This is a genomic window from Maribacter algicola, assembly GCF_003933245.1.
Taxonomy (GTDB): Bacteria; Bacteroidota; Bacteroidia; order Flavobacteriales; family Flavobacteriaceae; genus Maribacter; species Maribacter algicola.
The window spans coordinates 1,310,237-1,324,662 of sequence record NZ_QUSX01000001.1; the positions used below are offsets into that span (position 1 = coordinate 1,310,237).

Annotated in this window: 10 protein-coding genes; 7 read left to right on the forward strand and 3 right to left on the reverse strand. The window is 41.9% G+C overall.

Going from position 1 to position 14,426, the window contains the following annotated elements; translation table 11 throughout:
* Positions 1-2: 2 nt before the first annotated feature.
* Positions 3-2,249 (reverse strand): T9SS type B sorting domain-containing protein, encoded by a 2,247-nt coding sequence (locus DZC72_RS05490; RefSeq protein WP_243641650.1) that lies wholly within the window; start codon positions 2,247-2,249, stop codon positions 3-5.
* 222 nt (positions 2,250-2,471) lie between these two features.
* Between DZC72_RS05490 and DZC72_RS05495 the strand changes: the two genes are divergently transcribed.
* Positions 2,472-4,160: a glutamine--tRNA ligase/YqeY domain fusion protein gene (locus DZC72_RS05495; RefSeq protein ID WP_125221855.1), complete on the forward strand. Its 1,689-nt coding sequence runs from the start codon at positions 2,472-2,474 to the stop codon at positions 4,158-4,160.
* A 114-nt stretch (positions 4,161-4,274) separates the two neighbouring features.
* On the opposite strand, the gene DZC72_RS05500 is transcribed toward DZC72_RS05495, so the two are convergent.
* Complete coding sequence (locus DZC72_RS05500; protein WP_125221856.1) at positions 4,275-5,216, reverse strand: SPFH domain-containing protein; 942 nt, start codon at positions 5,214-5,216, stop codon at positions 4,275-4,277.
* A gap of 322 nt (positions 5,217-5,538) precedes the next feature.
* On the opposite strand from DZC72_RS05500, the gene DZC72_RS05505 reads away from it, so the two are divergent.
* The 4 genes from DZC72_RS05505 (at position 5,539) to DZC72_RS05520 (ending at position 8,719) form a co-directional block, all read left to right on the forward strand.
* Entirely contained in the window at positions 5,539-6,054 is a 516-nt protein-coding gene (locus DZC72_RS05505; protein ID WP_125221857.1) for a Cif family virulence factor, read from the forward strand.
* A gap of 76 nt (positions 6,055-6,130) precedes the next feature.
* Positions 6,131-6,766 (forward strand): DUF1801 domain-containing protein, encoded by a 636-nt coding sequence (locus DZC72_RS05510; protein WP_125221858.1) that lies wholly within the window; start codon positions 6,131-6,133, stop codon positions 6,764-6,766.
* 78 nt (positions 6,767-6,844) lie between these two features.
* Complete coding sequence (locus DZC72_RS17935; RefSeq protein ID WP_243641651.1) at positions 6,845-7,159, forward strand: hypothetical protein; 315 nt, start codon at positions 6,845-6,847, stop codon at positions 7,157-7,159.
* A 420-nt stretch (positions 7,160-7,579) separates the two neighbouring features.
* Positions 7,580-8,719: an alkaline phosphatase family protein gene (locus tag DZC72_RS05520; RefSeq protein ID WP_243641652.1), complete on the forward strand. Its 1,140-nt coding sequence runs from the start codon at positions 7,580-7,582 to the stop codon at positions 8,717-8,719.
* Positions 8,720-8,728: 9 nt separating this feature from the next.
* Here the strand turns inward: DZC72_RS05520 and gltX are convergent, their stop codons facing one another.
* Positions 8,729-10,252 (reverse strand): glutamate--tRNA ligase, encoded by a 1,524-nt coding sequence (gene gltX / locus DZC72_RS05525; protein ID WP_125221860.1) that lies wholly within the window; start codon positions 10,250-10,252, stop codon positions 8,729-8,731.
* Positions 10,253-10,528: 276 nt separating this feature from the next.
* Between gltX and DZC72_RS05530 the strand changes: the two genes are divergently transcribed.
* Positions 10,529-14,014, forward strand: coding sequence for a hypothetical protein (locus tag DZC72_RS05530; protein ID WP_125221861.1), 3,486 nt, complete (start codon positions 10,529-10,531; stop codon positions 14,012-14,014).
* Entirely contained in the window at positions 14,007-14,426 is a 420-nt protein-coding gene (ybeY, locus tag DZC72_RS05535) for an rRNA maturation RNase YbeY (protein ID WP_125221862.1), read from the forward strand. Before DZC72_RS05530 ends, ybeY begins: the two co-directional genes overlap by 8 nt.

A 14,426-nucleotide genomic window follows, 5' to 3' on the forward strand; every position in this document is an offset into this window, starting at 1 on the left:
TTTTAGCGTATTACGGTGATCGTGCCCTGTTTCAGCACCTCGTTGGCGTTTCTAATCTTATAATAGAATACCATGTTTTGCTTGGTAAATGCCGTTGAGGTCTGGGGCCAATTATTTTTATAGTCAAACTCATTTAAGACTTCTTCTCCTTGGCCATTGTAAATGATTACGTTTACATCGGGCCTATTGGAGTAGGAATTGGGTATTACCCATTGGTCATTGATTCCGTCGCCGTTTACTGTAATGACATTGGGTACTTTGAACGTATCCAATATGGACACTTCAAATTGCCTAACAATTTCACAATTCCCAATACTTGCAATCAGCGTGTACGTTCCCGGTTGGGTAATGGCAGCGCTGTCCGAAGTACTTATTTCCGTGTTGTTGGCATCCATCCATCTATAGGCCGTTCCGCCGGAAGCAGTAATCGTCCTGGTAGTTCCCTCAGGAATGACCATGTTACCGGCCGGCTCCAAACTGATTAGGTTTTCGTCCAAAGGAGATATCGTAACTTCATTAGAAACCAATTGACATCCGTCACGGTCCAAAACCAAACGGTATGTTCCCGTTGCGCTAACATTTAGGTCCCTATCCGTGGTGCTTACCATACTCCCGTCCAATTGCCATTCAAACGATTCGGCAGTTAAATCCAAGGAAGCACTCAAGGTTATCAAATCACTAGCGCTACAATAGACCGTGCCTGTACTACTAATAGTAACTGTATCACCGGTCAATAATTGCACGGCCAATGCATTTGATGTTTCGTTGTATGTATCGATAGTTGCGTTCACGCTATAACTTCCATTTTCCAAATTGGAGGCGATGCTGATGGAATTCCCTGTCTGACCGGATATGGTAGACCCGTCCTTTTGCCACTGATAGGCAAAGGCATCCCTAAGATCTTCCGTGACGTTTGTTTTGGTTCCATCCGAAGCAACCGCATTAATGGTCGCGACCTCCAACACTATACTTGTAGAAACACAGGAAGTATAATTTCCTGCATAATCCAATACCAATTCAAAAGACGCCGGTGTAACCACCACCGTAGTTTCCGAATTTTTGCTGGTACTGCCGCAACTTCCCCCGGTTTCCGTAACCTGGGCGTAGTAGTTACCTGCCTCGGTAACGTTCAAGGTGCTGGTAGTTTCACCGGCGATCTCCCCCCCGTTTTTAAACCATTTGTAGGTTGGTGAACTGGCATCGGTAGTGACAGATAAGGTTTGGGGTTGTGTTGGTAGTACGACCACATTGGCAGAGTTATCCCTAGTTACCGTATAAGACCCAGGGTTGCTCATGGTAACCGGAGCGGAACGCTCGGTACAGATACCTGCCCCTGAAATCTCAACCGCATAATCCCCTTCAAAACCTGCAACCCCTCCATTAACGGTATAGGTAGTTCCTATAGCGCCCATAATGGCAACATCGTTCTTATACCACTGATAGCTCCAAGCCGCATCGGTTTGGTCAATGGACAATATTTCAGAATCCGTGTTACAAAGTATTGTCTTGCTCGGCGGATTAATTGCAATTCCCGCTCCCGTACCACCAATGGTAACGTCCACAATGTTGGAATCCGTATTTCCAGATCCTGTACAATTTGGCCCATAATCTACATAGGCGTTGTACATGCCGCTTTGGGTAACGTTCAATGTGTGTCCCGTCTGCCCGGTCAAAAGTGTTCCACTTCTATACCAAATATACTGATAGGTTTCTGGATTTGGGATATTATCCACCTGAAGTGTTATGGGTCCCGTGGCGCAAACACTTCCCGGAGGTACACCGTCTCCCAACTCGCTAATGTTAAGATTGTTGGTGATGTCCATGTAATACATGTTATAGGCGGGGGATTCCGTTCCAAGCTTTACTGGGTCCGTACTCCGTACGCGCATCTTGTAGCCCAGCCCCCTTGTGTCGTCTGGGACGGAAAAGCTCACGTCAAAATCGTTTGTGGTGTTCTTGTCGGTTATCGTAGCCAATACGGTCGGCGACGAAAAATTGCCATTTGCATCTGAAAGTTCCAGAATAAATTGGTTACCGGCATTGGCCGTACCCGCCCAGGTAATGTTCACAAAATATTCGTTGAAACCTCCGTTTCCGGCGCAAACATATCCCCAAACTGAATTACCAGGTAAATTAGGATTGTCTGCCGGTTCTGGCGCATTGATGATAATGGCCTGTGCGGAAAGCTGTAGGAAGCCCATGAACACAAGAATGAGGGTCAAGCAGTAAGATTTGTAGTTTTGTTTCATAGTGATGTGTCGTTTTGTGCCCCAAATGATAGTGATGTTGTAGGTCAAACACTTTAAACCTTTGGTACTCAAAACAAATATGACACAATTAACGCGCGTGGGGTATTAATTGTTGTAGCCCGATTCAAATTTGTTGTGAAACGCATTTTGTACAAGGTGAATCTTTTTTAATCTTAGGTTTTATGGCAATTTTGCTACTTTTGTAGCTTGAAAAAACACAACATGAGCGAGACATCGAAGTCTTTGAATTTTATTGAACAGATCATAGAGGAAGATCTGGAAAAAGGATACTCCAGGAGCGATTTACGGTTTCGGTTTCCGCCAGAGCCCAATGGCTACCTCCATATTGGCCATGCCAGTTCCATATGCTTAAATTTTGGTTTAGGCCTTCGTTACGAAGCGCCTGTAAACCTGAGGTTTGACGATACCAATCCCGCCAAGGAAGAACAGGAATTTGTGGACGCCATTAAAAAAGACGTCTCTTGGCTGGGTTTTGATTGGGATACCGAACGGTATGCTTCAGATTATTTCCAGCAGCTGTACGATTGGGCCGTGCAGCTTATCAAAAATGACAAGGCCTATGTTGATAGCCAATCGTCCGAGGAAATGGCGGTGCAAAAAGGTACCCCTACACAGCCAGGAACAAATAGTCCTTACCGAAACAGAAGCGTTGCTGAAAACCTATCCTTGTTTGAAGAGATGAAAAACGGGGCTCACAAGGAAGGCTCGCATGTGCTTAGGGCAAAAATAGATATGGCCCATACCAATATGCTTATGCGCGATCCTATCATGTACAGAATACTGCATAGAGCGCACCACAGAACAAATACCGATTGGTGCATTTATCCAATGTATGACTGGACACATGGCGAAAGCGATTACATAGAGCAAGTTTCCCACTCCCTTTGCACCTTGGAATTCCTTCCACACAGGGAATTATATGACTGGTTTCTTGACCAAGTTTACGATGCTGAAAAGTTACGACCAAAACAGCGAGAATTTGCCCGAAGAAATTTGAGCCATACCGTGGTAAGTAAGCGTAAATTGGCACAATTGGTCGCCGAGAAAGTAGTCACCGGTTGGGACGACCCAAGGATGCCCACCATTTCCGGCATGCGAAGAAGAGGGTATACCCCTGAATCCATTCGTAATTTTGCGGATACCATAGGAATCGCAAAAAGAGACAACCTTATCGATGTTTCCTTGTTGGAATTCCATGTTCGTGAAGACCTCAACAAAACCACCCCCAGGGTTATGGGAGTTTTGGACCCCTTAAAGGTGGTCATCACCAACTACCCGGAAGGTAAGGAGGAATGGTTGGAGGCTGAAAACAGTCCGGAAGACGAATCGCTCGGGTTTAGGCAAGTTCCTTTTTCAAGGGAATTGTATATTGAAAAAGAAGATTTTAAGGAGGAAGCCAACAAAAAATTCTTCCGATTAAAGTTAGGCGGAGAGGTTCGATTAAAAAACGCCTATATCATAAAGGCCGAAAGCTGCACCAAAGATACCGATGGGAATATTGTTGAGGTACAATGCACCTATGACCCCAAGAGCAGGAGTGGAAGTGGTACGGAAGAAAGCATGAGAAAGGTAAAGGGAACCTTACATTGGGTGTCTCTGCCGCATGCCGTTCCGTCTGAAATCCGGTTATATGATCGTTTGTTTACCCATGAGAGTCCTGATACGCAAAAAGACAAGGATTTCATGGATTTTATAAACCCGAATTCCCTAGAAGTCATTACCGGATTTGTGGAACCAAGTTTGAAGGAAGCCCAAATAGGTGATCGTTTCCAATTCCAACGCATGGGCTATTTTTGCGTGGACAAGAATTCTACCGCGGAAAACCTTGTTTTTAATAGGACCGTTGGACTTAGGGATTCCTGGGCCAAAATTCAGCAAAAAACAGAATAAATTCCAATGCAAAAATAAATATCAAAAGGTTGACCTTAAAAAAACCAAATAGTATATTTTATATCTAAAAAGGCACGATTTCTATTTATCGTGCCTTTTTTGCTTGCTTTATTCCTATGATTTTCCTTTGTCCAAGCTTCTCGTGTCCTTGTTCTTCTTCATTTGTTCCCCTATCATATTGCTCGCCGTAAAGGAAGCCACCATGTTGTTCAACATATCACTACCGGCCTGTGGTGAATTGGGCAAAAGAATAAGGTTGGTATTTGTTTCTTCCCCTATGCTTTGTAAGGTATCATAATGTTGGGTCACCACGATCAATGCGGAAGCCTCTTGCGAATTGATTCCTACCTTGTTCAACACCTCAACGGATTCTTCCAAACCACGAGCTATCTCCCTTCGCTGATCCGCAATACCCTGACCTTGTAAACGTTTGCTCTCTGCTTCCGCCTTTGCCTTTTCAACAATGAGTATCCGGGCGGCATCCCCTTCAAACTGTGCGGCAATTTTTTCTCTCTCTGAGGCATTAATCCTGTTCATGGCCGCCTTTACCTGTGCGTCTGGGTCAATATCGGTTACCAAGGTTTTAATAATATCAAAACCATAGTCCAACATGGCGTCGTTCAATTCTGCCTTTACCGCTAGGGCAATGTCGTCCTTTTTTACAAAGACATCGTCCAGTTTCATTTTAGGAACCTCGGCACGTACCACATCAAACACATAAGAGGTAATCTGTTCGTGCGGATAATCCAACTTATAAAAAGCATCATACACCTTCTCGCGGATAACCCGGTATTGAACGGAAACCTTTAGCCTAACGAAAACATCATCCAAGGTCTTGGTCTCGATGATTACGTCCAACTGCTGAATCTTTAGGCTCAATCTTCCGGCAATCCGTTGCACGAACGGAATTTTAAACTGTAAGCCGGATTGTCTTATACTGCTAAACCTACCAAAGGTTTCTATGATGGCAGCGGTTTGTTGCTTTACTATGAACACAAAGGACATTAGCACCAGCCCTAAAATAATTACAATCGGTATTAAAATGAAATTTCCCATGATTCCTTGTTTAAATTTAATTTAGATGAATGTACAAAATCGTTGCTACTTACTAGTACTTTAAAATATTGTTTTGTTACAATTTTCTAATGACTTTCAAAATGTAGCAATCAGTAGCTTTCCACAACTTCGCATTGTGTCTACTATACAAAGGCAATAAACAAAAAATACAAGACAAAAAACCAATCGTTACAAGACCGATTAAAATCCCATTGTCCGTCCAATTACACAAAAATTCGAGCGTATGGTGAAGTTTTGTATTCATAACATATGTAGGTTACTTAACTTATAGGTACTTTCTAACACCCAAAAGTTTAACTAAATGAAAAATTACCCGTTTCAAATCACACTCGTTACGTTCCTTCTTCTTTTAACCACCGTTTTTATTCTCCTAGTTTCTTGTAAGGACGGTACTTCAGCTACTGCGGAAATGGATCAAACCGTTCCTAAAATCGATGTACAAGCCGAGCTTGATAAAATCGAGGAGATGCGGGATTCCTTTCAAAAGACCGTACGAGAAAAACGCTATGGCGATCTGGGAGGTTTTGTTACCAAAGACCTAATTTCCATAGGGCCCGGGAGTGAGGATTGGATCGCCTATAGAGAACTTAGGGAACAACACGGTAACAAGTTCCGTTATGACAGTATCATTATGACCCCAAAGGAAACCGTCATTTTATCCGATACCATGGCCTATGATTTTGGGGTTAGCCGCACTTTTTACACAGATGAAAATGGTGCCGTTCATGAAATGGGCGACACCTTTCTGGTGCTTCTGAAAAAGGTAGACGGAGAATGGAAACTGTATCGGGAATTGGCGTCTTCGCAGGTAGAATAAACTAAATTTTGTACATTCAAATTGGTTTGCAACGGAAACCAAAGTTATTTGTACATGCCACTAATCCCTTATTTCCGTGGATAACGATATTTCAGAATACATTTCAAAACAAAAAAAATGGTCGAGTGAACTACAATTATTGCGGGAAATACTCCTTAATTGTGGGTTGGACGAAACCTTTAAATGGCGAAATCCTTGTTATGCTATGGACGGTAAGAATATAGCTATTCTGGGTGCGTTCAAAGACTTTTGTTGTTTGAGCTTTTTCAAGGGCGTGCTTTTGAAGGATACCCAAGGTGTTTTGAGGCAACAAGGTGAAAACACGCAATCCGGGAGAATAGTTCCGTTTACCGATACGGCCGAAATCCATCGGTTAAAACCCGTTCTAAAAGCCTATGTTTTTGAGGCGATCGAAGTTGAAAAGTCCGGCTTGAAAGTAGAATTCAACACCCCCGATGAACTAGAGCTTCCAGACGAATTGGAAATTGCCTTTCAACAGGATGCAGAATTCCGAAACGCCTTTCAAAGCCTCACGCCCGGCAGGCAAAAGGGATATTTGTTGTTCTTTTCAGGCGCAAAACAATCGGTCACGAGATTTTCAAGAATAGAGAAATACAGGTCTCGTATTATGGTAGGGAAAGGCATACATGATTGTATCTGTGGCCACTCCAAGAAAATGCCCTCTTGCGACGGTTCCCATAAAAATATTTGAGTAGATTGGTTGCCTTAGGAACCTTATGCTTCCATCTACGTGAACAAGCTCAACTATCTTTTCTTACTACTAGCCTTGGTGGCGGAAGTAGTGGGAACGGTTGGCGGTTTTGGGTCTTCTGTGTTTTTTGTGCCTTTTGGCAATTTCTTTTTCGATTTTCATATTGTCCCAGGGCTTACGGCCCTTTTCCATTTATTTAGCAACATGAGTAAATTTATCTTGTTCAAAAAGGGCCTGGACAAAGAAAGGAGGGCTATCCGAGGCTTTGCCATGGCGGCCTTCAATCTTGAAAAAGGCGTTTTTATTACGACTTGGGCCTTTATTGATTTTTTTATAGATTTTACCAGAACCTTTGTTATTTCAAAAATGGCTACATTCAAAAGGAACACCTGATTTATTTGCCTTTTATTATTGGTAATCGGCTTTTTTGGCAGCTATCTGGGCAATCGTATTCTCTATTACATTCAACAGGACAAGTTTAAAAAATCTCTTTGCTGCTCGTTTTGTTTATTGGTGTGGTTACCTTGGTAAATGTTTATTTTAAAATAGCTTAAATTATTTTCTTTTTTCCAGTTTTTTAAAGCCCGATGTTATTTCTCGGTAAATCTTGGTTTTATGATTGTCGCCCTGTTTTTTATATCCTATTTTAGGGCGCTGTTCCGTTAATTTAGTTGAGATGATTAAAAGAATATCGGTCTTTTATCTGTTGCCTTTTGTTTTTTTGCTGGCTTTTTCTGGTTGTAAAAGCGAATCTAAAATCAATTACACCGCAAAAAAAATACTAAGGAGGCCCAAGAAAAGCCATACGTAATCTTGATTTCCCTGGATGGTTTTCGGTGGGATTACGTAGCGCGTTTTAAACCTCCATTTTTGTCCAAATTTATCCAAGACGGGGTACAAGCCGAGTCCCTAATTCCAACTTTTCCTTCTAAAACTTTTCCAAATCACTACACCATAGCCACCGGCATGTTTCCTGATAAGCATGGGATTGTGAGCAATAGCTTTTATAGCCATGAAAAAGGATTAACCTATAGTATTGGTAATAGAAAAGTGGTTGAAGACGGCACATTTTATAAGGGCACACCCTTATGGATACAGGCGGGTAGGTCTGGAATGGTTACGGCAAGTTACTTTTTTGTGGGCTCAGAGGCCAACATCATGGGTTCTTGGCCTACTTATTATAAAAAATATAATGAGTCTGTTAAAAATGAAGAGAGGGTCTCACAGGCCTTAAAATGGCTTGCTTTACCGGCAAAGGAAAGACCACATTTAATTACTATGTATTTTTCTGATATGGACGATACTGGACATCGTTTTGGGCCAAATGCCGATGCCGATCTGATAAAAACCCTAATGAAGTTGGACAAAAATCTGGAATCGTTATTCCAAGGGGTAAAAGCTACTGGCCTTCCCGTTAACATTATCATTGTTTCCGACCATGGGATGGCAGAGGTTCCCAAGGAGCAGTATATAGCCACGGATTCATTAAAAAACGATTCACGCTACCGTCTTGTGGATAATGGTGCCCTCCTAAATATTCATGTGAAAAACAACCAGAATTTAGAGGAAGTGCTTTCTTTACTAAGACAAAAGGAAAACCATTTTAAGGTCTACAAAACATCGGAAACACCCGGTTTTGAGTATGACCCAAAGAATCCCGATTGGGGACAAATACAAATAATCCCAGATTTTGGCTATTATTTTGCCAAACAGGATAAAATTGAAACCGTTATTTCAAAATCAAAGACGCCGTTCGGAGTGCATGGCTATGACCCAAAGCACAAAGAAATGCACGGTATTTTCTACGCCAACGGGCCCGGTTTTAAAAGCGGACACGAGATTGCCGCGGTCAAGAACATTCATATATACCCTTTGGTATGTAAAATCCTTGGTTTACCAGTTCCTCCTAATATAGACGGAAACCTGCAAGTCGTTCAAGAGGTTTTAAAATAGCATAAAAAGCTAGGCCAGTTCCGAAATAGCCTTATTTATCCTCCCCAAACTTTCTTCTTTGCCGATCAACTCCATGATGTCGAAAATATGTGGGCCTTTCATGTCGCCAACCAATATCAGGCGTAATGGAGGCATCACCTTTCCAAAAGACAGGTCCTTTTCAGAAATCCATTTTTTGACTTCTAATTCTATGTTTTCGGAAGAAAAATCGGCTATGCCGCCAATAAAACTTGCCAATTTTTGCATAATATCCTTGGTATCATCCTTCCATTGCTTTTTAATGGATTTTTCATCGTATTCCGTAGGTGCAAGGAAAAAGTAATCGCCCAATTCCCAAAAATCCGAAACAAACGTGGCTCGGTCCTTGACCAAGGAAACAGCCTTTTGGACATAGTCCTTGCTTTTGGTTGTAATCCCTTTTTCGGCTAAATAAATTTGAAACTGTTCGGCCAAGACAGCATCGTCCTTTTGATGCATGTATTGTTGATTATACCATTTGGTTTTGTCCGGGTCGAACCGCGCTCCTGATTTGTTCACCCTTACCAAGGAGAAGGAATCCACCAATTCTTCCAACGTAAACAACTCCTGTTCCGTTCCCGGGTTCCAGCCCAACAGGGCCAAAAAGTTGACCACAGCTTCCGGAAAATACCCTGCTTCGCGGTATCCCACAGAATCGTTCCATGACAACGGAAAAACGGGAAAACCTCCCTTTTCTCCGTCTCTTTTGCTCAACTTGCCTTTGCCCACAGGTTTCATAATCAAGGGCAAGTGTGCAAATTGTGGGGCTTCCCATCCAAAAGCGTCATACAATTGCTGATGCAAGGCCAATGAGGGCAGCCATTCTTCCCCACGAATAACATGGGAAATCTCCATCAAGTGGTCATCCACAATGTTGGCCAAATGATAGGTGGGCATTCCATCACTTTTAAAAAGGACCTTGTCATCCAAGGTGTTGCTATCTATTTCAATATCTCCACGAATAATGTCCTTAAGTTGTAGCTTTTGGTCCGGTGGTGTTAAAAACCGAATCACATAATCCTCTCCTTTGGCTATTCTTTTTTGCACCTCTTCTGGCATCAAGGAAAGGGAATTGTCCAGTTTAAGTCGGTTATGCCAATTGTAAATAAAGGTTTTTCCCTTGGATTCATGATCCTTACGGTGAAAATCGAGTTTTTCGGCAGTATCAAAAGCATAATACGCCTTTCCCTGTTCAATCAAATCCTCGGCAAACTTTTTATAAAGATGCTTCCGCTCGCTCTGTCTATATGGCCCATATTTTCCCAGTGTGTTGCCCTTGGTGGTGGGTGAACTTGGGCCCTCGTCAAAGGGAATGCCGCACCAGTTTAGGGAATCAATGATATATTGCTCCGCGCCTTCCACAAACCGGTTTTGATCTGTATCCTCGATTCTAAGGATAAAATCTCCATGATGTTTTTTGGCAAATAGATAATTGAACAAGGCGGTCCTAACGCCTCCTATATGTAAAGGGCCCGTGGGACTTGGGGCAAATCTAACCCTAACTTTTTTTGTCATTTCACAAAGGTATGAAAAGCGATGATGGGGCAAAAGTGGTCCCGCCGGTATTCAAGTAATTTTAGAGGCTATTCCTCGTTGTTAAAATATTAGGGGTATATGTCTCTTTGCTCGATAATCGAGATTTAAATGCTCCGACACTTGCCTAGAAACTTAATGTAAAGGTTCTTTATATTGACTCGTGGGTTTGCTCAAGTGTTTTTTGCCTGTGTTTTAACAAATTATTCTAATCTTAAAGTTCAAAACCTTCTATCTTGGTGTAAAAATCCATCGAAATTGCAGAATTACGACATCATATTAGAAAAATTAAACGATTTTATTAGAGGACATTATACCCAGAAATTGATTAAAGGTGTTATCCTTTTCGTTGCTTTGGGTCTCTTCTTTTTTTTGGTGGTAGTGGGCGTTGAATTTGCGCTTTGGTTAAGTTCAACCGGAAGACTTGTGCTTTTTATTGTTTTTTTGGGTATCGAAGGGTTTTTGCTCTACAAATACATTGGTGTTCCCTTGTTTTATCTTTTTAAGTTAAAAAGGGGGATTACAACAAAAGACGCTTCACTCATGATTGGAAAACACTTTCCGGAGGTGGGCGATAAACTATTCAATCTCTTGGACCTAGCGGACCAACCGGAAAAATCAGAATTGTTGTTGGCCAGTATAGAACAACGATCAGAACAATTGAATGCCGTGCCTTTCAAAAGGGCCATCAACACTAAGGAACCTCTAAAATATTTGAAGTTTACGCTATTGCCTTTGGTTATTTTGGGGTTGTTGTGGTTGTCCGGCAATTGGAATTCCTTTTTTGGAAGTTATTCCCGTGTTGTCAATTACAATCTTGCCTATGACCCTCCAGCCCCATATAGGTTTGAATTGATTAACAACCAGTTGCAAATTATTGAAAGTGAACCATTTACGTTTGAAGTTACAACCATTGGCTCCGTAAAACCAGAAACGGTGTTCTTGCTCTTGGATGGAAAGGAAATACTGATGCAGGAAGATAACGGAATTTTCAATTATACCTTATCACCCCCCATAAATTCTGGAACCTTTACTTTTCAAGGAAACGGAGTACAATCCAGAGAGTATGAGCTTGTTGCGCTTAAGGCGCCCGCCATTTCCGATTTTAACATGCGACTGGAGTATCCTGCATACATCAATAAACTTCCAGAGGTCATAAAAAGTACCGGAAACGCCATAATACCCGAAGGAACCAAAATAACCTGGGAGATAAAAGGCCAGGACACCGAGGAAATTAAACTGGTTGCAAAGGATACTTCTTTGCTGTTTAACATTAACGGAGACGATTTCAGCCTTTCCAAAAGAATTTATTCGAATTGGGACTATCAATTGGCCACATCCAATGCCAATATACAGGAATACGAGACCCTAAATTATTCGTTTCAGGTAATCAAGGATGCGTATCCAACGGTGAAAGTGGAGCAAGTCTTAGACTCCCTTGAACCGAATATTTCCTATTATTCCGGGGAGGCCACGGATGATTATGGACTTAGAAAGATTGAATTGGTCTATTATGAACAAGGAAGTGAGCAAGTTGAGAATATTCTTGAGCTGAGCGGACCACAATCCAATTTTCATCCATTCTACTATACGTTTCCCTCTGGGCTGAATTTGGAAGAAGGCAAGAAATATGCATTCTATTTTATGGTTACGGACAATGATGCCATCCATGGCGGAAAATCGGTTAAAAGCACCGTGTTCTCCCAAGAAATTTTAGACGATAACCAACTGAAAAACAAAGAGTTGGAGTCTCAACAGTCACTGATTAACAACTTGGACAAATCCTTGGAAAAGGCTGCCGAGCAACGTGATAACCTTAAGGAAATCAACGCTTTACAGAAAGAAAAAAACCGATTGGATTTTAATGACCAACGTCAGGTATCCGATTTTTTGGAAAAACAGGAGCGACAGGAGCAATTAATGGAGAAATTTAGCCGGGAACTAAAGGAAAATCTGGAAAAAGGGGCGAAGGACGACAAATTGAACCAGTTATTGCAAGAGCGTTTGGAGCGGCAGGAAATGGAGGCCAAGAAGAACCAAAAACTTTTGGAAGAACTCAATAAGATAGCCGATAAAATAAACAAAGAGGAATTGACGCAACGTTTGGAGGAACTGGGCAAAAAACAGCAAAATTCCGAGCGTAGCCTTGAACAATTGGTGGAGCTGACCAAACGGTATTACGTTACCGAAAAGGCCGCACAGTTGGCAAGCGATTTGGAAAAACTTTCAGAAAAACAGCAAGCGCTTGCCGAAGAAGAAATTGCCACGGAATCCTCAAAACAAGAACAGGAAAAATTGAACGAGGAATTTGATAGAATCGCAAAAGAATTGGATGAACTAAAAAAAGACAATGCGGATCTAAAAAAACCTATGGACCTAAGTATCGACAAGTCGAAGCAAGCGGGAATCCAAGAAAACCAAGATAACGCGTTGGAGGAAATTCAAAACCACGAAAAGTCGAAAGAAAAGTCGGACAACGAAGGCATGGAACAAAGTGCCAATAAAACCAAGCAAAATCAGAAATCTGCGGCCCAAAAAATGAAGGAGATGGGGGAAGAGCTTGGGCAGTCGTCCATGGGTGGGTCTTCCGGCAGTGATTCCGTGGCAGAAGATGCCGAAATGCTGCGTCAAATATTGGATAATCTTATAATCTTCTCGTTTAAACAAGAAGGCTTGTACGAAAGGTTAAGTGATCAAGACCGGGAGGATATTTCCTACTATTCTGAAACAGTACGCAATCAGAATGAGCTTCGAAGCCTCTTTGAACACGTTGATGACAGTTTATTTGCGCTTTCCTTGCGCCAAGCCGAGCTCTCAGAATTTGTAAACGAACAAATAACAGAGGTATATTATAACATAGACAAGTCCTTGGAAAGTGTTGCCGAGGGGCAAATATACCAAGGAGTATCATATCAAAAATATGTGTTGACGGCATCGAACAGTCTCGCTGATTTTTTGGCACATGTGCTTGAAAATATGCAGCAAAGCATGCAAATGGGTCAGGGAAGCGGTCAAAGCCAAGGAGGTTTTCAGCTTCCAGACATCATTAAACAACAACAGTCCCTTGGGGAAAAAATGGGGGAGTCTGGTAGCCAGGGTCAATCAGGACAGGAAGGGAATCAACAGGGTAATCAAGGTGAGGAAGGAAACCAAGGAGGAGAACAGGGCAATAAAGGACAAAATGGAAAACAAGGAGAACAAGGGAATAATGGAAACGAAGGAAGTGGGCAAGGCGAAGGTGGTCAATCCGGGGAGGGTGAAAACGGTACCAATGGGCAAAACCAAAGATCCGGAAATTCTCAAGGCAGTGGTGGTTTGAGCGAAAGTGAGCTGCAGGAAATCTATGAAATCTATCAAGAGCAGCAGCGTATCAAACAAGAATTGGAACGCCAGTTGGAAAACCTCATCAATGAAGGTGATCGCAAATTGGGGGAAAAGCTTATTCGCCAAATGGAAGATTTTCAGAACGATCTTCTCGAAAATGGTATTACGCAACGTACCCTAAGCAAGGCCAACACCATACAATACGAATTGTTGAAACTAGAAAACGCTACTTTAAAACAAGGAAAAAAAACAGAGCGGGAAAGTAACAGCAACAAAAAAGACTTTACCAATCCCATAACCACCAAACCCTCATTACTAGATAATTATCGTAACGAGATAGAAATTTTAAATAGACAAGCCTTACCTTTGCGCCAAAATTTTCAAAACAAGGTAAAAGAGTACTTCAAGGGCAATGATTGAATTTCATTTTGAGACGGAATTTAAACTTTCCAATGCAGAAAAATACAGGAACTGGGTTTCAAAGGTTGTTACGACTGAAGGGTATACTACAGGCGACCTGAATTACATTTTTTGCGACGACAGCTATTTGTTGGAAATCAATCAAAAATATTTACGGCACGACACCCTTACCGATATTATAACCTTTGATTATACCATAGGGAAAGCCATGTCGGCAGACATATACATATCCATAGAACGTGTACAGGAAAATGCTGTAAGCTACCAAGTGACTTTTGAAAACGAGCTTTTACGTGTAATGTCCCATGGTATACTTCATTTAGCTGGATACAAGGACAAGAAAGAGGAACACAAAAAAGAAATGCGCTTACAAGAAGATGAAAAAATAAAAATGTTCCACGTGGAACAGTAG